This is a genomic window from Plantibacter lichenum (genome assembly GCF_050587525.1).
GTDB lineage: Bacteria > Actinomycetota > Actinomycetes > Actinomycetales > Microbacteriaceae > Plantibacter.
Genome location: NZ_JBOBFT010000004.1, coordinates 36,330 through 55,551 on the forward strand (window position 1 = coordinate 36,330; position 19,222 = coordinate 55,551).

The window sequence follows — 19,222 nt, forward strand, 5'->3', positions numbered from 1 at the left end:
TCGTGTGCCGAGCGCGTACCACCACGATGCGGCATCTGGTGCGTCACGCGGATGGGAACAGGACAGATGAGCGCAGACATCGGACGCATCGACGTGACGTTCTCCGGGCAGATCGGCATCGAGATCAAGGGCGACGTCTGGTCCTGCGTGGAGGTCCCCGATTCCGTCCGGCTGTTCGGCACGGGGAAAGCGCTCAAGATCGTCGGTCGAGTCGATGACGAGCCGATCGCGGTCGCGCTGATGCCCACCGGCTCAGGCGGTCACATGCTGTCGATCAGTGCGAAGCTCCGCAAGAAGCTCGGCAAGGACGTGGGCGACACGGTCACCGCGCACCTGACGGAGCGCCCCCGCTGACCGCACGACTCGGCCGACGCGAGCTGCACCACCTGGCGATGCGGAGGTCACTGAGGCCGAATCGCCCGTCGGGCAGGGCTCGGCGGATACTCGCCTCGTCGAACGCCCGCTGCGGCTTGATGGCGTCGGGCAGCTCCGGCGCCGGAGGCGCCGCTTCCGTGACCCCTTCGGCGAGCATCATCGCCTGCGCCTTTGCGACGAGCGGCGTGACCATGGCCCACTCGGTCAGCTGAGCGAGCACTCGAATCGTCCAGACTGGCACCCTCACGTAGACGGGGTGCCGGTCCGCGACGCCCGCGATGCGACGAACCGCTGCTCCGAGTTCGAGCTCCTCGGCACCCATGAGCGCGACGGTCGGCTCATCGATGCGACCTTCGAGCGCCGCGAGCAACACATCGACCGCGTCGTCAACGGGAAGCGGACGTACGCGCTTCTCGGTGAACCCCACGGTGGCGAAGATCGGGAACGTCCGAACTGCGCGAGTGACGTGGTCGACCATGTGGTCGCCCGGTCCGTAGATCATGCCCGACTTGAGGATCGTGTGGGCGATGCCGGACTGGCGGACGAGTTCTTCGGCCGCCCATTTGCTCTCGTGGTAGCCCGAGCCGCAGTCCGGTCGTGCTCGGAGGAAGCTGAGGAGCACGATCCGCTTCACCCCGGCCCGTCGTGCCGCTTCGATCACGGCCTTCGTCCCGTCGACGTGGACGTGTTGGAAGGTCTGGTCGCCGAGCTCCCGGTTGATGCCGGCGCAGTGGGCGATGGCGTCGCAGCCGGCGAACGCTTCGGCCAAGGCATCGACGTCGTCGATCGCGACACCGGTCCGGCGGGACACGATGACGGTGTCCGCCGGGTCGAGTCGAGCAGCGAGATGGCGGCCGACGAAGCCGGTGCCGCCGGTGATGGCGATTCTCATAGGTGGCCTTCCTCTGACGTCCGGCGAGGTGCCGGCGGGTCTGAAGCTACACTGTATTTCGCTTCATTGCTAAATTGCAACTGTGCTACATTGAATCCATGACGGACACGGCATCGGACATCTTCGCGGCCCTCGCACACCCGACCCGACGGCAGATCCTCCAGGATCTGAAGGACGGCGAACTCGCCGCGGGGGAGATCGCAGCGAAGTTCAACGCGACCGGACCGACGATCTCACGGCATCTGAGCGTGCTCCGCCAGGCCGGTCTCGTCGCCGAGCGCCGCGATGCGAACCGCATCCTGTACTCGCTCGTGGGGGAGAGGCTGGCGCTCTCCGTCGGCGATTTCCTCTCAACCGTGTGCCCGGAGCAGATCGTGCTCCGTGAGGTGCGGAAGCGCAGTACCCCGAAGCCCGCCGAGGCCTGACGTGACGTCGCTCACGACGATCCTCACGCCCTGGTATCGTCGGCCGGCCGGTCGGGTCGGAGGTGACGCGCTCGAACCGGGATCGGTTGCTCCGACTGCGATCCTGGACCTGGAGTCCGCCGACGTGGCGAGCCTCGTCGAACGAGCCCGCACCATGGCCGATCTCGCGGACCAGCCGTCCGTGCTCGAAGCGGCCCATTCGATCATCCGTGACGAGGTACGCGCGGTCTATGCCATGGACGAGAGCACGCCGGCGTCCAACACCCTCGCCCGAGGATACGGTTCATGCAGTCAGCGTCTCGCGATCCTCGAGAGCGTCGCGCGAGCGATCGGCGTCCCCACACGGGTCCGAGCCCTCCTGATCGACCGGTCGTTCTGGTACCCGCGCTTCCCGCACGTCGGGTTCCTCCTGCCTGAGGAGATCCTCCTCGTGTGGCCGGAATTCGAGGTCGACGGCTGGCTCTCCGCCTCGGAACTCTTCGGATCCATCGGATGCCGCGCTGGAGGCGGGTTCACGAACAGCGGTTCGGAGACCCTGTTCGAGGCGGTCGGCCGATGCGCCGTCGACTGGGACGGCGCCACCGACGGGGGAGTGTTCGACCTCTCGCGGTTCGTTCGCGCCGATCACGGGACGTTCGCGAGTCGCGACGAAGCATTCGAGCGGCTCGGCCAGACGCTCTGCACTCCGACCCGGATGGTCATCGATCCCGTCATGCGCCGCATCGCCGCGTAGTCACCGATCGCTTTCGGTACGATCGACCGCGCCGTCCAGACGAACGCCGGTCGCTCGCCTCCTAGGATGAACGGGTGATGCCCCGTACCCCGTCCGAGCGCACGCTGCGAATCATCCAAGGCGTGTGGGTCATCGGGTTCCTCGTCGGAACGAGTACGCACGTCGCCGATCTCATCTTCGGCGGTCTCAACGTGTACGAGGCGTTTCCGCCCGGGAACCGCGTGTTCTGGATCTCTCTGACGCTGCTCGATCCACTCACGGTCACGCTCATCCTGCTCCGACGACGGGCGGGGATCGCATTGGGCGTCGCCGTCATGATCGCGGATGTCGCCGTGAATTGGACGGTCTTCTCCACCATCGGCGGGCTCTCCCTCTTCGGCGTGCTGAATCAGAGCGCCTTCGCCGCGTTCGTGCTCGCCACCACCCCGCTGCTCTGGCGGCGGTTCGGTCGGTCGGCTGGGCGCACGTCGGCAGAGTAGTCGGCAGGTCTGCAAGGAGGGTCGCCAGGAAGAGTCCTCGGTCAGCGCACCCAACGCGCTCGCTCGTAGACGACGCGCGAAGCGAAGACCCGAGACTCGATGAGCTCCAGAGGAATGGCAGCGGGCAGTGGCGGGAGATGAGGCGTGCCACCGCCGACGATCGTTGGATCGCGGAACACTCGCAGTTCGTCGAGCAGATCGAGCTCGATCGCCTCTGCGGCGAGCATCGCACCACCGATGGAGACATCTCGGTCCGTGTTCCGGGTCGCCTCGGCGATCTCCTCTGCGAGCGAGCCCGTCGCCAGACGGGCGGTTCCCTGGACGGAGGTCAGCGTGCGACTGAAGACGATCTTCGGGAGCGCGGTCCACACGTCGGCGAATGCTGCTCCCTCCGGCGTCTGTCGGAGGGAGGGATCGGTCTCCCACACGAGCATCGTCTCGTACAAGCGTCGACCCAGCAGGTACGCGCCGAGTTCGCCCACCTGTTCGAGGTGGAACTGAAGCAGTTCGTCGCTCGGCTGCGTCCAGGTGAAGTCGCCGTCGCGATCGGCGATGTACCCGTCCATGGAGACGGTTATCGAGTAGATCAACATGCGACGAATCTGCCACCCGATGCGCTCGGACGCAACGACTGTCTGCTTGCCCGTCGGATCACGCCGAGGTGAGCGAGCGCGGACCGACTCGTGATCGCGATCTCCGTTGCCCGATGAGGACTCCGGCGAGGACCAGCGCCGTCCCGATCGCTTGTCTCGGACCGAACGATTCGGCCGCGAGCAGCGTGCCGAGCAGGACCCCCGTCAGCGGATTGAGGAGTCCGATGAGTCCGACGGTGCCCGTCGGAAGGTGCCGCAGCGCCGTGAACCAGGCGACGAATGCCAGCGCGGTCGCGATCACCGTCACGTAGGCGAACGCCGCGACCGCCGGACCGTCGACCATCGGCGGCGCACCCTCGAAGCACACTGCGAACACGAGGAGCAGAAGACCGCCCGCGACCAGTTGCCACGACGTGACGGTGATGATCGATTCGGTCGACGACCATCGCTTGGTGAGGACGAAACCGACGGACGACATCAGCATGGCCGCGAGCGACGCTGCGACGCCCCACGGACTCACGACCGTGGACCCCTGCACCAACAGGACGCACACCCCGGCGAAGCCGACGACTGCTCCGATGATCGAGGCCGTCGCCGGCCGCTCGCCGAGAAGCGGCCACGCGAGGAACAGCAGCACCGCCGCCGATGTCGCCATGATCGTCGACGCGATGTTGGACGGGAGGAGTTGCGAGGCGACGTAGATCAACACGAAGAATGCTCCGACGTTGAGCGCTCCGAGGACGAGGGACTTCCACCACCATGATCCGTGAGGCAGACGAGGACGGATGAGGACGAGGAGCAATCCGGCCGGCAGCGCGCGGATCGCCGCACCCCACAGGGGGGCGTCCTCGGGGAGGAACTGCCGCGTCACGTAGTAGTTCGACCCCCAGGCGATCGGCGCGATCGCTGCCACGAGGACCCATCTCCATTTAGCTTCCATGGAAGCTACTATAGCTTCCGAGGAAGGTAAGCTGTCCACGTGAGTGAAGACATGGACCGTGTGGCCAGGATTCAAGACGAGTGGAGGCGGGAACGCCCGGATCTCGATGTGAGCCCGCAGGGCATCATCGGCCGCCTGCATCGGCTGGCCGCCCATCTCACCGACGAACTCGTGGCCGTGTACGCACGCCACGGACTGGGGGAGGGGGAGTTCGACGTCCTGGCGACGCTTCGCCGAGCCGGCGCTCCGTACCACCGTGCTCCTGGTGAGCTGGCCGAGCACACGATGGTCACGACCGGGGCGATGACGAAGCGGATCGATCGTCTCGTGGAGGCCGGATTCGTCGAGCGCCTCGCTGGACCGGGGGACGGCAGACGACGGATCGTCGCGTTGACACCCGCAGGCCTTGCGACGATCGATGCTGCGTTCACCGACCACATGGCCAACGAACGTCGACTCGTCGATCAGCTGGCTCCCGAGGACCGAGAGGCGATCGAACCGATTCTCACGAGATGGTTGCTCGACTACGAGTCGATCGCGGCTCCCTGACGACTCGCGGAGTCGTCGAGCTGCACGCGGAGCGTCGCAGTGGGCGCCGTGAGCACGTGCAGGGCGACCGCTCCATCCGGCATCGGCACCTGCCCGATGTCCTCGAGCCGCCAGTGACGATACATCGCCCTGGCTTTGAGAGCTCGCTCGTAGACGCCGATGAACACCTGCGATTCGGGACAGTCGCTGAGGAGTCCACGCAAGCATCCGCCGGCGATCCCGCGGCCGCGTTCCGACTCGCGCACCGCGAGTTCGTGGACGATGAGCGCTTCGTCCGGCCTGGAGAGCGCTGTCGCGGCCGCATCGGCGCTGTCGGCGAGCTGGGACAGTATCCCGCGCCACGGCGCATCGTCTCGAAGCCCGTGAGCGAGTGCGAACCCGACGAGTTGATCGCCCCGGCGCGCAGTGATGAGACGACCGCTGACGTGCCCCAGCTGGTCCGACCCCCACTTGGTGATGGTCGCGAGTTCTGCGGCATCCTCCGCGTAGGGTTCAGCGGTGAACGTCTCGATGAACAACTCCGCGACATCGGACCACACGTCATCTGGTGCGGTTCCGGCGAAGGCGGCGTACTCGACAGGCGACGTCATGCAGTCAGCCTAGGTGCGGAAGTCCTCACGCCAACGTCACGCAAGGACTTCCCGGCAACACGCTCGCGATGACGTCCGGTAAGGATGCGACGTCGCTGCCGAACGCGGAGAGCGGTGCGTAGACGAGCGATCTCGGGAGCCACCTGCCCTTCCACACGGCCGTCACGACGAGGTAGCCGTCCTCCACTGTTGCACGGTCGTAGTCGTCCCAGGCGTACGTATGGCTCTGGTCCGACGACCGTGAGTGCCAGCCGGACGCATCGAGTGTCACTTCGACACTGGCGCCGTGCGGAACGGCCGGCGTGAGGCTCTTGCGCAACGAGTGCATCAGAACAACGCGGATCACCACAACGAGCAGCAGCAGTGCCGCGAGGACGCCTGCGAGCACCCAACCCACCGCGAGTCCCGTTGTCAGAACGAGAGCGGTGACGACGGCGGCGAGGGCGCAGACGACGATGAGGAACGGCCAGCGCAGGATGGACGGACGCAGACCCGACACGAAGTCGACCATCGCGCGCCGCTCTCGCTCGACGTCGACGCTCCAGCTGCCATGGATGGCCGGGGGAGTCGGCGACTCCTCAACCGGTGGTGCCGGTGTCACTGCCGCCGGTTCCTGATCGAGTCCACCATGCGTGCCAGAGTAGCAACGTGCAGAACGCCGGTCGCCACCTCGTGGTGCTCCGGAAGCCCGATACGCTCGACAGATGAGTTCCAAGGTCCGCATCGTCGCCCGTGCCGTCAGCGTCGCAGGTTTGGCTGCGCTGTCCGCCGTGCACGTCATCTGGGCGAGTGGTTCGTCGTGGCCGGCGAAGAGTACGGAACGATTGGCGGAAGCGGTCGTGGGCCAGACCGTTGAGATGCCGGGCAGACTCCCCACCGCCGTCATCGCAGCTGGTGCAGCTGGTGCAGCCTGCCTGGTGTCAGGTGGTCTGGGTGAACGTGGCATCGCCCGCTTCGGCGCTCGCTTCACGGGAACGGCGATGCTGCTCCGCGCAGTGCTCGGCGGGGACGTCGCCCTTGCGGCGCTCGGCCTTCCGCCTTCGAGCCAGACATTCCGACGCCTCGACCGTCGTTACTACCGTCCATTCGCCGCACTGCTTGGCGGTGCGCTGTGGATCGCTTCCTCTCGCGATCGCAAGCACGGCGCGTGAGGCTCGAACGCCCGACTATTGCCGCCCATGGACGGCGCCCAACACATGTGCAGTGAACTGTTCCGCGACCGGCGACATGCCTTCGCCGACACGCTGGACGAGTGCGATCGTGTTCGCGATGCGAGGTCCCTCCACGAGCACTCGCGCCAGAACGCCCTGCTCGATGCCGTCGTGGGATTCCAGCCCTGACGCGAGGGCGACACCGCACCCTGCGGCGACGGCTTTGATCGTCTCCGCGGCGCCGCTGCACTGCAGCGCGACGGCGGGCAGAGGGACACCGTTGGCCCTGCACAGCTCCGCGAGAAGGTCCTGACCAGCACTGCCGGGTTCCCGCATGACGAACGGCTCGTGAACGAGCCTCGCGAGCGGGACTGATCGCCCCGCCAGCGGGTGTCCTCGATCGACGACGAAGCCGATCTCGTCGTCGAGCACGTGCGTTTCGGTCAGCCCGGTCGGCGGCGTGCGCCCTCCGCCGACGATCGCCAGGTCTGCCTCGTAGTGGAGGACGCGCTCGAACGCCTCCTGAGCGTTCGACGTCGTGAGCGTGATGTCGACGTCGGGTCGCTGCCGCTTCCACTCGGCGATCCAGCGGGGGAGCAGCATGTTCGCCGGGAGGGATGTGGCGGCGATGCGCAGGCTCCCCGTGTCACCATCGCGGAGCCGTCGCGATTCTCGCTCGATGTCGCGTTCGAGGGCGAAGAGGACACCTGCTCGTTCGGCGAGCCGCGCTCCGGCCGGCGTCGGTGCGATGCCGCGCCCGGATCGTCGAAGCAGGCTCAAGCCGAGTTCACGTTCGAGGTTCCGCACTTGTCCAGTGACTGCAGGTTGGGTGAGATGGAGACGCTCGGCCGCTTGTGTGACGCTGCCGGTCTCGACGACGGCATGGAACATCCGCAACGCGTGCAGATTCATCTCGGCACCTCTCATAGATTTGGCTGATGTATCGACCAGAATAAACGATTAGTGCGATCGATTCCGGGTTCGTACCGTGAAGGCATGAAGTTCTTGTGCATGGAGTGCCGACTGGAGTTCGACCGGGGCCTGACGACCGGATACCGATGCGCGTGCGGGGGACTGATCGACGTCGAGCACGACTTCAGCGCCCTCGACCCGGACGAGCTCAAGCGGGTCTTCGACGTCAGGCTCGCCGACCGCGGCACTCCGTTGTCCGGGGGAGTGTGGCGCTACAAGGAACTCGTCCACCCGGAGCTGCCCATCGAGCACATCGTGACGAAGTTCGAGGGAGACACCGGCCTGTACTCGAACGACGGCCTGGCCGAGTTCGCCGGTGTGCGACGCCTGTGGTTGAAGGCGCAGAGCGAGAATCCGAGCGGATCGTTCAAGGACACGGGGATGACCGTTGCGGTTTCCCACGGACAATGGTTGGGCCACGAACGTTTCGCGTGCACCTCCACGGGGAACACATCCTCCTCGATGGCGATGTACGCGGCTCTCGCGGAATGCGAGGCGGTCGTCCTCCTGCCGTCCGAGGGCGTGTCCGAGAACAAGGTTCTGCAGACCCGGGCGTACGGAGCTCGCCTCGTTCGCACGGAAGGGGGCTACGACGAAGGGATCCGGTTCCTCGAACAGCACGCGACCGAACTCGGGCTCTACGTCTGCAACTCGATCAATCCACTTCGCATCGAAGGGCAGAAGAGCTTGGCGTTCGAGCTCGCTCATCAGCTGGGCTGGACGCTCCCTGACTGGCTCGTCGTCCCAGGCGGGGCACTCAGCAATGCATCGGCGCTCGGCAAGGGGCTGGGCGAACTGCACCGTGCGGGCTTTATCGACTCGTTGCCGAGGATCGCCATCGTGCAGGCCGAGGGTGCGGCCCCGTTCCACCGCATGCTGCAGGCCGGTGACGCCTCGCTCACGGCGGAGCCGTCGCCGCACACGGTCGCGTCTGCTCTGAACATCGGCGACCCGCCCAATTGGCCGAAAGCCATGCGGTACGCGATGCAACAGACGGACGGAGTCACCGTCGCCGTCTCGGACGATGAGATCCTGGACGCGAAATGGCGGATCGACCGGAGCGGGATCGGCTGTGAGCCCGCGTCCGCGGCATCGCTCGCCGGTCTGCGCTCACTCGTGGCTTCGGGTGTGATCCAGGCCGATGCGACCGCGGTGTGCGTACTCACGGGGAACCTCCTGAAAGACACCCAGTCGATCGCGGCTTCACTGCGGCGCCAGGTCACGCCGGAGCGAGAGGAGTGGGAGGCCCTGCTCGCCCGCTGAGACGGATCCAACGGACATGTGCGTCCACCCGCTCCCGGTCGCGGCGAACGGGATCAGCCCTTCGTGAGATCTTGCGCGAGCATCACGATGATGCCGCTCGGGCCGCGCAGGTAGGAGAGCTTGTAGACGTCCTGGTAGTTCGCGATGCCGCGGAGCGGGTGGCATCCGTGTTTCGCCGCGATCGCGATGGCCGCGTCGATGTCGTCGACGGAGAACGCCACCCGATGCATCCCGATCTCGTTGGGCAGCGTCGGCTCGGTCTCTATCGCGTCCGGGTGCAGATACTCGAAGAGCTCGATCCTCCCGTGACCGTCCGGTGTCTGGAGCACCGCGATCTTCGCGTGATTGCCGTCGAGGCCGACAGCGGTGTCGGCCCATTCGCCGCTCACGGTGTCGCGACCGACGAGGGTGAGGCCCAGGTCGGTGAAGAAGGCGATCGTCGCTTCGATGTCGCGAACGGCGATGCCGACGTTCTCAAGTGTGATGGACATGTGATGCATGCTACCGAGCAGCCCGATCTCGGGGGAGAGGCGGTGCAATCCGCTCGCTCGGTACGCTGTGCCGATCAGCCCCCGCGCACCGAGTCCTCTACCCGCCCCAGTGCTCCAAGCACTCGGACATCGATCGGCGTTCTCGTGTCCACGGCCGTGATGAGGACGAATGTCGCCCGAGCAGCGAGCCGCGCGCCATCCCCACCGTTCGACCCTGTGACGCCGGGGATGGGCGCGATGAGTCGTCCGACGTCCATCATGCCGAGGTGCGCCACACCGTCGAGCGTCAGGCGGGCACCCACCCCACCTGCCAGGAGGCCGTTCAACGCCTGGTCGTACTCCGGATTCGGATCCATGTCACCCGCCACGATCGCGAGGATCGGCTGGACCAATGCGGTACCGCCGGGGGAGCGGGGCATGCCGTCGATGTCGACGACGCCCATGATGCGGTCGTCGATCCTGGCGGCTTCAATGGCGGTCGCGCCGCCCGCCGAGTGCCCTGCGGCGATGATCCTCGTCAGGTCGGCTGCCGCGAGGTCGGGCGTGCGGGAGGAGTCTGCCTCGAGGTGATCGATGACGGCGCGCACGTCCGCGGCCCTGACACCGATCGCTCGATCGGCCGCGGCCTGGTCCGCTGCGTCGTCACCGGTGGACGTCGCCTCGTCGGTTGCGATGGAGCCGTCGACGAGCTCGGTCGCAATCGCGTCGTACGGATGATCGACGGCGATCACGATGACCCCGTTGCTCGCGAGCTCCTCGGCCCACGAGGTGAAGAACCATCGAGTGCTGGCGAAACCCGGCGACGCGATGACGACGGGGGAGGACCCCGCGGCCGCATCGCCGTTCCACGTCGCTGTGCTCTTCGCGCGAAGCAGGCTGTCGAAGAGGACGGGTGGCACGCCGTACTGGTCCGCGAGGGCCGTCGTGAGCTCCGCGGCGGGCGCCTCCTCGGGAAGATACTGGGCCGGCGCACCGTGCCTCGCGGCTGGGTACCACACGGTGACCGGGAGTGAACGACGCTCTCCCGGCCCTCCACCGCCGTGCGCGTCGCGACTCGTGTCCGTCCAGACGTGCGCGGTGACGCCCACGGCATCCGGGCCGGACGGTGACGGCACGAGAACCGGTGGAAGGAGCCACGCGGCGCCCGCGATCCCGACCACGCCGATCCCGAAGAGCGAAGCACCGGTGACCGCCAACTTCGGAGCCCTGAGGGAACGCAACCACATGACGATGACAGCGGTGAGAGCCGCACCGCCCACGAGCGCGACCACCTGCGGCCTCGCACCTTCGAGCACCACGGCGACGACGAGCAGCAGGACGGTGATCGACCCGGCGACGACAACGGGCACAGGACTTCGTCGGCGGGTGACGACCCCCGCAATGAGAGTGATGAACAACATCAGTGAGGCAGAGACGTCGATCCAGGGCACGGGCGGGCTCCTCGTGGTGCGTGAGTATCGGGATGTCCACCGTAGATTCCGCGCGAACGGACGTGCGTCAGCCCTGAGCAGCTCTCACGTCATGCCGGAGGATGATCCGCGGCCGAGGATGCGACGCGGACGTTCCCGGCACCGCCGGTGGCCATGTAGTCGAGTCTGCGCAGCGTTTCGATGTTCCGGACCCACAGTGGAAGGTCGAGGATCAGTTGCGGGATCCAGCTGCCGGGACCTTTCACAGCGCGTTCGGTGAGCCGGACGACGCAGCCCGCGCCCCGACGCTTGACCTCGATCGTGACTCTGGCCTCACCGAGGGGCCAGCCCTTGGGCTGGATCACCATGCGGTGGGGCGGGTCCCATTCCAAGGATGTTGTGGCGTCGTTCAGGAGTGCGGGCCACACTCCGAATGAGTGATGCAGTTTGGACCGTTCGCCGGGCCAGCTCGCGTCGACATCCCGCATTCGTGATGCGCCCACCACCCAGCCGGGGAACAGCCATCCGTCGGCGAGGACGGCGAAGACGGCCTCTGGGGTGCAGCGCATGACGCGTGTGTTCGTGGACATCGATTCTCCCGTTCGACCGGCGCCGTGTCAGTGCGGACGCCGGGTACACCGTACGTCGATGCATGATCGTCGTGGTGGGGGTTGCGCTCGGCACGCTCGCGCTCGTCGAGTTCTCGCCTATCGGACCTCACACGGACCACCGGTGGGCGCCCGAGCAGGAAATCCGCCATGAGACCGCGAACCGCTCCGACCATGTTGCGTGCCGGACGCCGCCCTGAAGCGGTCTATCGCCACCGATTCGTCAGCTAGAGGGCGAGGCGTTGGGCGAGCGTATCCGCGATCGCTGACATGCCGGCATCGTTCGGATGGAAGGACGAGCCCGTTCGCTCGAGTGACGGCTGGAAATCGAACACCCATGGCTCCGATGATCCGAGTCCGTGACCCACACTCAACTGCGACGCTTTCACGAGCTCTGCGCCAGACCGCTCAGCCGCGATGCGGTACCCCATGGCGAGTGCTTCCTGGATGTGCAGAAACGACTCGAGTTCGGATGGAGAGAAGATCGAGACCTCGGTGTTCCGATCGATCACGGTCAGGTAGTCCACGAGGACGACGCGGGCGTGCTTCGCGCGGAGTCGGACTTCGGCGACGACTGTTGCCAGGCCCTCCGCCACTGCCTCGATACGCTGCTCGGTCGGCTCCGGGATCCCCGCGGCGAACCCTTGGGCGAGCATGGCGACCATCGGGCCGTCTGGCTGGAAACGCGACCACGCGGTGTACAGCATCGAGCCGGCGAACTGGAGATCGTTGCCGCCCGCGGTGATCGTGACGAGGTCGGCATCAGCCGGCAGACCGTCGATCTGTGGTGGGAACTCGACGCCTGCCATGGTCTGCTGGGGCGTGTCGAGGATGGTGGCGGTCGTCGCGCCGGACACGGTCAGGTCGGTCAGCTGGGCGCCGAACCGTGCAGCCAACAGGTGTGCGTAGTTGCGGGATGACCGCATCGCGTTCGCGTCCTCCACCGGCTCGATGCCGGGCCCTGCTGCGAACGAGCTTCCCAGTGCGGCCATGTTTCGGTACTGCGTCATGTTCTCAGCTCTCGATGCCGGATCGGAGGACGCCGATCACTGCGGGGATCCTGGCGACGTCCTGGCGGGTCGAGCCCACGTACACGATGATCGACAACAGGAGGTCGATCGTCGCTTCGATGTCCGCAGTCTCGGAGATCTGACCTGAGCGCACAGCTTCAGTGAGGCGCTTGCGGATGTCGGTCAGCGCGGGGCGACCGAACGCTTCGGCGAGTTGTGCGCCGAGCTCCGGTTCGGTCGCGCTGATCGCGGTCGAGGTCCTCAGGACTTCGCCGTATGGACCGCGCAGGGCGGTGGAGACGAGGTTCAGCCAGAGCGTGAGATCGGCCCAGACGTCATGTGTGTGGGGGACCGGATTGCTGGGCACGTCGAGGTAGCCACCGAGGATCGCGTCGGCGACCACGGCGGACTTCGTGGGCCACCACCGGTACAGCGTGCGTTTCGCGACCCCGCTGCCGGCGACGATACCCTCCATCGTCAATGCGTCGTACCCGCGCTCGGTGAACAGCGCCGCCGCGATGGTGAGGACCTTCTCTCGGATCTCAGGATCCCGTGGCCGCCCCCGTTTCGGTGGCTGAGGCGTTTCCGATGTGTTCACAGTGCCGAGGCTAACATCTGCCACTTGCAATTAGGAGACGATGCGTATTCAATTAGCCTGTCCACGTCGAAGGAGATGTCATGACCGACCCGATCTATCCGCCACCCGCCCCCGAGTACCTCAGCGACACCGCCCGCGCCGGGCTGAACGTGCCGATCGTGCGAATGCCGAACCCCGCTCTCGACGACGCGGCCGGCTGGACGGCGATGGTCGAACAGGCTGACACGATGATCGCCCAGATGCTTGGTGGAATGACGTTGCCTGCGACGTCCGCGCTTCAGGAGATCGGTGGCGTCCCCACCTACGTCGTCGTGCCCGACGGTGCTCCTGCCGGCGACGACTCACCCGTGTTCCTGAGCATCCACGGTGGCGGCCTGATCATGGGCGGCGGCGATCTGACCCGGGTGATGACCGAGATCAGCGCCATGAGCGCCCCGATCGTCCACTGGGCGCCGGACTACCGGATGCCGCCCACACACCCGTACCCCGCAGCGCTCGACGACGTCGTCGCCGTGTATCGGGCGCTGCTCGACGTGCGTGACCCATCGCGCATTGTCGTCGGCGGCGGGTCGGCCGGAGGCAACCTCGCTGCCGCACTCCTGCTGCGGGCGAAAGACGAGGGCCTCCCGATGCCCGCAGCGCTCGTCCTGCTCACCCCCGAGGTGGACCTCACCGAATCCGGCGACAGTTTCGTCACCCTCGCCGACGTCAGCGTCGGGCTGCAGAGCCTTCGTGACGCCAACCTCCTCTACGCGGGTGGCCACGAGCTGACCGAACCATACCTCTCGCCGCTCTTCGGGGACGTGACGGGCTTCCCGCCCACGCTGCTCATCTCCGGCACGCGCGACCTGTTCCTCTCCAATACGGTCCGGATGCACCGCAAACTGCGGGAATCTGGGGTCGACGCCGACCTGCACATCTTCGACGCCCGTCCGCACGCCGGCTACGGCAACGCGCCCGAAGAAGCCGCCGTGTCGGCCGAGACCGCGGCCTTCGTCACGAAGCACCTCTCGCTCGCGGGGTGACGCGATCCGAGCTCCGCAACACGCACCGACACGTCGCACATCGACCAGATCCAACACTGAGGAGAACAGATGACCCAGACAGCCGTCATCACCGGCGGAACCGGCGGAATGGGGCTCGCCACTGCGCGAATCCTCGGCCGGGACCACCGCATCGTGCTGGCCGACCTCGATCACGTACGCATCGACCAGGCGGTGAACGATCTGGCAGAACTCGACATCGAGGCCGCCGGGTTCGTCTGCGACATCACGAGTCGAGCGTCCGTGGACCAGCTGTTCGCGAACGCCCGGGACGGCGGGCATCACGTCCGCGCCGTTGTGCACACGGCAGGCATCAGCCCGCAGATGGGAACGCCCGACCGGATCGCGCGCATCAACGGCATCGGCACGGTCAACGTGTCCCAAGCCTTCCTGAAGACCGCATCGGAGGGCGACGCGCTCGTGAACGTCGCCTCAACGGCTGGCCACGGATTGCCGAAGATCCTCATCCCGTTCCGAAGCTTCCCACTCGCAGAAACCGACCCTGCCGCGTTCGAACGTGTCATCGTCAAACGCGCCAGGGTCCTCGGAAAGAAGCTGCACAGCGGCATCGCCTATGGCCTGAGCAAGGCCTTCGTGATCTGGTACACCCGCGCACTCGCTGGCGCCTTCGGCACCAAGGGCGCCCGTGTCGTGTCAGTGTCGCCTGGCAGTTTCGACACGGCGATGGGGCAGCTGGAAAAGGATCACGGCGCGTCGGAGTTTCTCAAGGTCTCCGCGATCAAACGGTTCGGAAAGCCCGAAGAGGTCGCTGCCGTCCTCGCATTCTGTGCAAGTGAAGCGCCCGGGTACTTGACGGGCACTGACATCCTTGTCGACGGCGGCACTCGCGCCGGGCAGGAGTTCGCCAAGAAGCACTGAGGACGGCCATCGACGCGTCGTCGTCCATCCGGAGGCGCGCTCGTCCTGGACGACGACGGGGCGCAACTCGGGGAGGAACCGCGATTGTGCTGCGACGGTCAACCGTTCGTCGATGTCTTTCTGACGAGCGACCCGCGCGGGTCCTCCGCGACTCTTCGACCCCGTAGCTGAAGCCCGTTCGTGGTCCGAGGTCCACGAACGGTTCTCAGGTCTCGCGCAGGGGATCGGCGCGGAGTACAGCGCACATCGCTGCAGTACATCCGCGCCGATCCACCAGTGAGGTCACACGCGTGAGTGCTGCCGGGCTGCGTAAGCTTGTCGGGTGAGTGCTGACACCGGGGAGACGTCGCGGCCGCTGCGTGCGGCCATCGTCGTCAACCCGACCAAGGTGCGCCTGTCCGCGCTCGAGAGCTCGGTTGCGGCGCACGAGTCGACGTCGGGCTGGGCGGCGTCGGAATGGTTCGAGACGAGCGCCGACGACGATGGACGGGACGCCGTCGAGCGCGCGGCCGCATCAGCGCCTGATCTCGTCGTGGTCGCGGGCGGCGACGGAACCCTGCGCGCGGCGGCGTCCGTACTGGCGGGGAGTGGCATCACGATCGGCGTCGTCCCATCTGGCACCGGCAACCTGTTCGCGCGCGAGCTCGGCCTGCCGGTGAACAGCATCGACTCGGCGGTCGCGACGGCGTTCGACGGGCAGGACCGGCCGGTGGACCTCGGTTTCGCGCGACTGGAGCGCGCCGACGGAGACAGCGAGGAGCGGGCGTTCCTCGTCATGGCGGGCATCGGCCTCGACGCCCACATGGCCGCGCACACGAACCAGAGACTGAAGAAGCGGATCGGTTGGCTCGCCTACTCGGACCCCATCGCTCGGAGCATCCTCGGCAATCGCCGATTCGACATGGTCTACGGGCTGGATGACAAGCCCGACGTCGAGATGCGCGCGCACACCGTGATCGTCGGCAACTCCGGCAGCCTGACCGCGGGGATGCTGCTCATCCCGGACGCCGTCGTCGACGACGGACTCCTCGATGCCGTCGTCATGCGCCCGAAGGGTGGGGGAGGGTGGACCAACATCGGCTACCGCCTCGCGTTCAACCGCGTGCTGTACCGCACTCGATTCGGCCGGTTCGTCGGGCGATTGACGCCGAAGCCGCGGGCCATCCTCTACGCGCAGGCCAAAGCGCTCAGAGTGCGCTTCCGAGAGCCGCAGGAGATCCAGCTCGACGGCGACCCCAACGGCTCGGTCATGGCCGTCGCGCTGCGCGTGGAGCATCTCGCCCTGACCATTCGCGTGCCGAAGGGCTGAGCAGGAGCGCATGCGTAGCGCAAGGCCTGTCGCGTCAGCGTTGTCCAGCTCGTAGCCGGTCTCTTCGTCCGTTTCTCCCCATGCACCTCGGCTTCTCTTCTGCGCCATGCGAAAGCGCCACCATGGAGGAGTGGTCAAGACGAGTGAGTTGACATAATGTGCATTATCAGTGCAGTGCGCGTGTGGACGAGAAGAGGAGGTGTCACCGCTGCGACATCGTTGAGTTCCGTGTTTCCGACAGCGCCATGCAGAGCTGACGCCAGGCACGACCGCAAGCCGCGGGCGCTCCGAGAGACGCATCCGGAGAAACGTTCCTGAAGAACTGGTCAAGCGTTCCTCGAGAAAGGCTTCCGGTGAAGCGTTCCTCGAGAACCCATCGTCGAACCCCTCTCGCTCCGCTCGCCACTCTGCCGGCATCGGGTTGACATAACGTGACAGCGCCGGCCGCGGCCCGCGTCAGGCGCCCACGTAGCTCGCCAGATGCTTTCCGGTGAGCGTCGACTTCGCCGCGATGAGATCAGCTGGAGTGCCTTCAAAGACCACGAGCCCTCCATCGTGACCGGCCCCGGGGCCGAGATCGATGATCCAGTCCGCGTGCGCCATGACCGCCTGGTGGTGCTCGACGACGATGACCGACTTCCCCGCCTCGACGAGACGGTCCAAGAGCCCGAGCAACTGCTCGACATCGGCCAAGTGCAGACCCGTCGTCGGTTCGTCGAGGATGTAGACGTCGCCCTTCTCCGCCATCTGCGTCGCCAGCTTCAGCCGCTGTCGTTCGCCTCCGGACAGCGTCGTGAGCGGTTGACCGAGGCTCAGATACCCGAGGCCGACGTCGGCCAGGCGGCTGAGGATCGCGTGCGCCGCGGGCGTGCGCGCGTCTCCGGAGCCGAGGAACTCCTCCGCCTCCGTGACCGACATCGCGAGCACTTCACTGATATCGCGGCCGCCCAGGTGGTAGTCGAGGACGGAGGCGTCGAAGCGTTTTCCCTCACAGACCTCGCACACGCTCGAGACGCTCGCCATCATGCCGAGGTCGGTGAAGATCACACCAGCACCGTTGCAGTTGGGGCAGGCGCCCTCCGAGTTGGCGCTGAAGAGAGCCGGCTTCACGCCGTTGGCCTTGGCGAACGCCTTGCGGATCGGTTCGAGCAGTCCCGTGTACGTGGCCGGATTGCTTCGCCGCGAGCCGCGGATCGCGCCCTGGTCGATCGAGACGATGTCTCCCCCGGCGCCGTGCTGACGGTGCAGCGAACCGTGCACGAGCGAGCTCTTGCCAGAGCCGGCGACGCCCGTGATGACGACGAGCACACCGAGCGGGATGTCGACGTTCACGTCGCGCAGGTTGTTCTCGGTCGCGCCGCGGACCCGCAGGGCACCCGTGGGCTTCCGGACATCGGTCTTCACCGCGGCACGGTCGTCGAAGTGACGACCAGTGAGCGTGTCGCTCGCACGCAGCTCGTCGACGGTGCCCTCGAAGCAGATCGTTCCGCCGGACGCTCCAGCGCGGGGTCCGAGATCGACCACATGGTCCGCGATCACGATCGTCTCCGGCTTGTGCTCCACGACGAGCACCGTGTTGCCTTTGTCCCGCAATTGCAGGAGCAGGGTGTTCATCCGCTCGATATCGTGCGGGTGGAGTCCGATCGTCGGCTCGTCGAACACATAGGTGACGTCCGTGAGCGACGACCCCAGGTGACGGATCATCTTCGTGCGCTGCGCCTCGCCACCCGACAGCGTGCCCGCGGGACGGTCGAGCGACAGATATCCGAGACCGATCTCGACGAAGGAATCGAGTGTGTCCTTGAGCGCCTCCAGGAGCGGCGCGACGGACGGCTCGTGCACGTCTGCGACCCACGCAGCGAGGTCGCTGATCTGCATCGCACACGCTTCGGCGATGTTGATGCCGTTCACCCGGGAGGAGCGCGCACCCTCGTTCAGCCGGGTTCCACCGCAATCGGGACAGGTCGTGAACGTCACCGCGCGGTCGACGAAGGCGCGGATGTGCGGCTGCATCGCCTCGCGGTCCTTCGAGAGGAACGACTTCTGGACCTTGGGGATCAGTCCCTCGTAGGTCATGTTGATGTCGCCGACCTTGACCTTGACCGGTTCCTTGTAGAGGAAGTCGTCCAGTTCGCGCTTGCTGTAGTCGCGGATCGGCTTGTCTGGATCGAGGAAGCCGGAACCGGTGAAGATCTTCACGCCCCACCCGTCGGCCGTGTAGCCGGGGATCGTCAGGGCGCCTTCATGGAGCGACTTCGCGTCATCGAACAGCTGCGTGAGGTCAATGTCGTTGACCTTGCCCATCCCCTCGCACCGGGGGCACATGCCGCCCGTCACCGAGAAGCTGCGTCGTTCCTTGATCTCGCGGCCGCCCTTCTCGAGTGTCACCGCGCCAGCCCCGCTGACGGACGGGACGTTGAACGCGAAGGCCTGAGGCGAACCGATGTGCGGCTGACCGAGGCGGCTGAAGACGATGCGGAGCATCGCATTCACGTCGGTCGCCGTGCCGACGGTCGAGCGCGAGTTCGCACCCATCCGCTCCTGGTCGACGAGGATCGCCGTGGTGAGGCCTTCCAGCACGTCGACGTCGGGACGGGACTGGCTCGCCATGAACCCCTGCAGGAATGCGCTGTACGTCTCGTTGATCATCCGCTGCGACTCGGCGGCGATCGTGCCGAAGACGAGCGAGCTCTTGCCCGAACCGGAGACACCGGTGAACACCGTGAGCCGCCGCTTCGGGATGTCGACGCTGACGTTCTTGAGGTTGTTCTCGCGGGCACCGCGCACCCGGATCAGATCGTGCGAGTCGGCGACATGCGACGCGATTCCGGCGTCGGTATTCGAGTTGCGTGTGTTCATGTGGATCAGCCTAGTTGGGCCCTCCGACCGGCCGCTTCTCCGATTCTGCCCCGC

Annotated in this window: 22 protein-coding genes; 10 read left to right on the top strand and 12 right to left on the bottom strand. The window is 66.5% G+C overall.

The features are described 5' to 3' along the window. Positions 1 to 66 precede the first annotated feature (66 nt). Positions 67 to 354, top strand: a complete 288-nt coding sequence (locus ACQ3HB_RS06935) for a DUF1905 domain-containing protein (protein ID WP_430918993.1) — start codon at positions 67 to 69, stop codon at positions 352 to 354. On the opposite strand, the gene ACQ3HB_RS06940 is transcribed toward ACQ3HB_RS06935, so the two are convergent. After that, positions 323 to 1,267, bottom strand: coding sequence for an NAD-dependent epimerase/dehydratase family protein (locus ACQ3HB_RS06940; protein ID WP_430918994.1), 945 nt, complete (start codon positions 1,265 to 1,267; stop codon positions 323 to 325). The two genes, ACQ3HB_RS06935 and ACQ3HB_RS06940, sit on opposite strands and share 32 nt — an antisense overlap. A gap of 98 nt (positions 1,268 to 1,365) precedes the next feature. Between ACQ3HB_RS06940 and ACQ3HB_RS06945 the strand changes: the two genes are divergently transcribed. The 3 genes from ACQ3HB_RS06945 (at position 1,366) to ACQ3HB_RS06955 (ending at position 2,904) form a co-directional block, all read left to right on the top strand. Next, complete coding sequence (locus tag ACQ3HB_RS06945) at positions 1,366 to 1,692, top strand: metalloregulator ArsR/SmtB family transcription factor (RefSeq protein ID WP_430918995.1); 327 nt, start codon at positions 1,366 to 1,368, stop codon at positions 1,690 to 1,692. Between the two features lies 1 nt (position 1,693). Then, positions 1,694 to 2,425, top strand: a complete 732-nt coding sequence (locus ACQ3HB_RS06950) for a transglutaminase-like domain-containing protein (RefSeq protein WP_430918997.1) — start codon at positions 1,694 to 1,696, stop codon at positions 2,423 to 2,425. 77 nt (positions 2,426 to 2,502) lie between these two features. Continuing rightward, the gene (locus ACQ3HB_RS06955; protein ID WP_430918999.1) at positions 2,503 to 2,904 is read left to right on the top strand and encodes a hypothetical protein; all 402 of its coding nucleotides are present in this window, start codon (positions 2,503 to 2,505) and stop codon (positions 2,902 to 2,904) included. Positions 2,905 to 2,945: 41 nt separating this feature from the next. Here ACQ3HB_RS06955 and ACQ3HB_RS06960 read toward each other — a convergent pair whose 3' ends face one another. Then, the gene (locus ACQ3HB_RS06960; RefSeq protein WP_430919000.1) at positions 2,946 to 3,497 is read right to left on the bottom strand and encodes a dihydrofolate reductase family protein; all 552 of its coding nucleotides are present in this window, start codon (positions 3,495 to 3,497) and stop codon (positions 2,946 to 2,948) included. Positions 3,498 to 3,555: 58 nt separating this feature from the next. Continuing rightward, on the bottom strand, positions 3,556 to 4,437 hold the full coding sequence (locus tag ACQ3HB_RS06965) for a DMT family transporter (RefSeq protein WP_430919001.1): 882 nt from the start codon (positions 4,435 to 4,437) through the stop codon (positions 3,556 to 3,558). A 51-nt stretch (positions 4,438 to 4,488) separates the two neighbouring features. Between ACQ3HB_RS06965 and ACQ3HB_RS06970 the strand changes: the two genes are divergently transcribed. Beyond that, complete coding sequence (locus ACQ3HB_RS06970; protein ID WP_430919412.1) at positions 4,489 to 4,986, top strand: MarR family winged helix-turn-helix transcriptional regulator; 498 nt, start codon at positions 4,489 to 4,491, stop codon at positions 4,984 to 4,986. On the opposite strand, the gene ACQ3HB_RS06975 is transcribed toward ACQ3HB_RS06970, so the two are convergent. Then, complete coding sequence (locus tag ACQ3HB_RS06975; protein ID WP_430919003.1) at positions 4,962 to 5,576, bottom strand: GNAT family N-acetyltransferase; 615 nt, start codon at positions 5,574 to 5,576, stop codon at positions 4,962 to 4,964. The genes ACQ3HB_RS06970 and ACQ3HB_RS06975 overlap by 25 nt on opposite strands. A 25-nt stretch (positions 5,577 to 5,601) precedes the next feature. Next, a complete protein-coding gene (locus tag ACQ3HB_RS06980; protein ID WP_430919005.1) occupies positions 5,602 to 6,177 on the bottom strand; it encodes a hypothetical protein in 576 nt (191 codons plus the stop codon). Positions 6,178 to 6,280: 103 nt separating this feature from the next. On the opposite strand from ACQ3HB_RS06980, the gene ACQ3HB_RS06985 reads away from it, so the two are divergent. Next, positions 6,281 to 6,727 carry a DUF3995 domain-containing protein gene (locus ACQ3HB_RS06985; RefSeq protein WP_430919006.1) on the top strand — a complete coding sequence of 149 codons (447 nt, stop codon included), beginning with the start codon at positions 6,281 to 6,283 and terminating at the stop codon, positions 6,725 to 6,727. Between the two features lie 15 nt (positions 6,728 to 6,742). Here ACQ3HB_RS06985 and ACQ3HB_RS06990 read toward each other — a convergent pair whose 3' ends face one another. Continuing rightward, positions 6,743 to 7,639 (bottom strand): LysR family transcriptional regulator, encoded by an 897-nt coding sequence (locus ACQ3HB_RS06990; protein ID WP_430919007.1) that lies wholly within the window; start codon positions 7,637 to 7,639, stop codon positions 6,743 to 6,745. Between the two features lie 84 nt (positions 7,640 to 7,723). Here ACQ3HB_RS06990 and thrC point away from each other — a divergent pair, with 84 nt between their 5' ends. Then, on the top strand, positions 7,724 to 8,962 hold the full coding sequence (gene thrC, locus ACQ3HB_RS06995; protein ID WP_430919009.1) for a threonine synthase: 1,239 nt from the start codon (positions 7,724 to 7,726) through the stop codon (positions 8,960 to 8,962). 53 nt (positions 8,963 to 9,015) lie between these two features. On the opposite strand, the gene ACQ3HB_RS07000 is transcribed toward thrC, so the two are convergent. The 5 genes from ACQ3HB_RS07000 to ACQ3HB_RS07020 all read right to left on the bottom strand — a co-directional run bounded on the left by ACQ3HB_RS07000 (position 9,016) and on the right by ACQ3HB_RS07020 (position 13,078). Continuing rightward, positions 9,016 to 9,453, bottom strand: coding sequence for a VOC family protein (locus ACQ3HB_RS07000; RefSeq protein WP_430919011.1), 438 nt, complete (start codon positions 9,451 to 9,453; stop codon positions 9,016 to 9,018). A 74-nt stretch (positions 9,454 to 9,527) separates the two neighbouring features. After that, entirely contained in the window at positions 9,528 to 10,802 is a 1,275-nt protein-coding gene (locus tag ACQ3HB_RS07005) for an alpha/beta hydrolase family protein (RefSeq protein WP_430919013.1), read from the bottom strand. Positions 10,803 to 10,972: 170 nt separating this feature from the next. Continuing rightward, positions 10,973 to 11,452: an SRPBCC family protein gene (locus ACQ3HB_RS07010; RefSeq protein ID WP_430919015.1), complete on the bottom strand. Its 480-nt coding sequence runs from the start codon at positions 11,450 to 11,452 to the stop codon at positions 10,973 to 10,975. A 245-nt stretch (positions 11,453 to 11,697) separates the two neighbouring features. Continuing rightward, positions 11,698 to 12,480, bottom strand: coding sequence for an SGNH/GDSL hydrolase family protein (locus ACQ3HB_RS07015; protein WP_430919017.1), 783 nt, complete (start codon positions 12,478 to 12,480; stop codon positions 11,698 to 11,700). Positions 12,481 to 12,484: 4 nt separating this feature from the next. Next, a complete protein-coding gene (locus ACQ3HB_RS07020; RefSeq protein ID WP_430919020.1) occupies positions 12,485 to 13,078 on the bottom strand; it encodes a TetR/AcrR family transcriptional regulator in 594 nt (197 codons plus the stop codon). 80 nt (positions 13,079 to 13,158) lie between these two features. Here ACQ3HB_RS07020 and ACQ3HB_RS07025 point away from each other — a divergent pair, with 80 nt between their 5' ends. From ACQ3HB_RS07025 to ACQ3HB_RS07035, 3 genes are all read left to right on the top strand, one after another. Continuing rightward, the gene (locus tag ACQ3HB_RS07025; protein ID WP_430919022.1) at positions 13,159 to 14,103 is read left to right on the top strand and encodes an alpha/beta hydrolase fold domain-containing protein; all 945 of its coding nucleotides are present in this window, start codon (positions 13,159 to 13,161) and stop codon (positions 14,101 to 14,103) included. 69 nt (positions 14,104 to 14,172) lie between these two features. After that, positions 14,173 to 15,000 carry an SDR family NAD(P)-dependent oxidoreductase gene (locus ACQ3HB_RS07030; protein ID WP_430919024.1) on the top strand — a complete coding sequence of 276 codons (828 nt, stop codon included), beginning with the start codon at positions 14,173 to 14,175 and terminating at the stop codon, positions 14,998 to 15,000. 322 nt (positions 15,001 to 15,322) lie between these two features. Then, entirely contained in the window at positions 15,323 to 16,309 is a 987-nt protein-coding gene (locus ACQ3HB_RS07035; protein ID WP_430919026.1) for a diacylglycerol/lipid kinase family protein, read from the top strand. 456 nt (positions 16,310 to 16,765) lie between these two features. Here ACQ3HB_RS07035 and ACQ3HB_RS07040 read toward each other — a convergent pair whose 3' ends face one another. Beyond that, entirely contained in the window at positions 16,766 to 19,168 is a 2,403-nt protein-coding gene (locus tag ACQ3HB_RS07040; RefSeq protein ID WP_430919028.1) for an ATP-binding cassette domain-containing protein, read from the bottom strand. Positions 19,169 to 19,222: the final 54 nt, after the last annotated feature.

Bases quoted from the DNA above. Each gene is read 5' to 3' on its own strand.
- ACQ3HB_RS06990 (WP_430919007.1), bottom strand. From the start codon at position 7,639: ATGAATCTGCACGCGTTGCGGATGTTCCATGCCGTCGTCGAGACCGGC.
- thrC (WP_430919009.1), top strand. From the start codon at position 7,724: ATGAAGTTCTTGTGCATGGAGTGCCGACTGGAGTTCGACCGGGGCCTG.
- ACQ3HB_RS06960 (WP_430919000.1), bottom strand. From the start codon at position 3,497: ATGTTGATCTACTCGATAACCGTCTCCATGGACGGGTACATCGCCGAT.
- ACQ3HB_RS07025 (WP_430919022.1), top strand. From the start codon at position 13,159: ATGACCGACCCGATCTATCCGCCACCCGCCCCCGAGTACCTCAGCGAC.
- ACQ3HB_RS06985 (WP_430919006.1), top strand. From the start codon at position 6,281: ATGAGTTCCAAGGTCCGCATCGTCGCCCGTGCCGTCAGCGTCGCAGGT.
- ACQ3HB_RS06970 (WP_430919412.1), top strand. From the start codon at position 4,489: ATGGACCGTGTGGCCAGGATTCAAGACGAGTGGAGGCGGGAACGCCCG.
- ACQ3HB_RS06945 (WP_430918995.1), top strand. From the start codon at position 1,366: ATGACGGACACGGCATCGGACATCTTCGCGGCCCTCGCACACCCGACC.
- ACQ3HB_RS07030 (WP_430919024.1), top strand. From the start codon at position 14,173: ATGACCCAGACAGCCGTCATCACCGGCGGAACCGGCGGAATGGGGCTC.
- ACQ3HB_RS07010 (WP_430919015.1), bottom strand. From the start codon at position 11,452: ATGTCCACGAACACACGCGTCATGCGCTGCACCCCAGAGGCCGTCTTC.
- ACQ3HB_RS06940 (WP_430918994.1), bottom strand. From the start codon at position 1,267: ATGAGAATCGCCATCACCGGCGGCACCGGCTTCGTCGGCCGCCATCTC.
- ACQ3HB_RS06935 (WP_430918993.1), top strand. From the start codon at position 67: ATGAGCGCAGACATCGGACGCATCGACGTGACGTTCTCCGGGCAGATC.
- ACQ3HB_RS06955 (WP_430918999.1), top strand. From the start codon at position 2,503: ATGCCCCGTACCCCGTCCGAGCGCACGCTGCGAATCATCCAAGGCGTG.
- ACQ3HB_RS06975 (WP_430919003.1), bottom strand. From the start codon at position 5,576: ATGACGTCGCCTGTCGAGTACGCCGCCTTCGCCGGAACCGCACCAGAT.
- ACQ3HB_RS06965 (WP_430919001.1), bottom strand. From the start codon at position 4,437: ATGGAAGCTAAATGGAGATGGGTCCTCGTGGCAGCGATCGCGCCGATC.
- ACQ3HB_RS07015 (WP_430919017.1), bottom strand. From the start codon at position 12,480: ATGACGCAGTACCGAAACATGGCCGCACTGGGAAGCTCGTTCGCAGCA.
- ACQ3HB_RS07000 (WP_430919011.1), bottom strand. From the start codon at position 9,453: ATGTCCATCACACTTGAGAACGTCGGCATCGCCGTTCGCGACATCGAA.
- ACQ3HB_RS07040 (WP_430919028.1), bottom strand. From the start codon at position 19,168: ATGAACACACGCAACTCGAATACCGACGCCGGAATCGCGTCGCATGTC.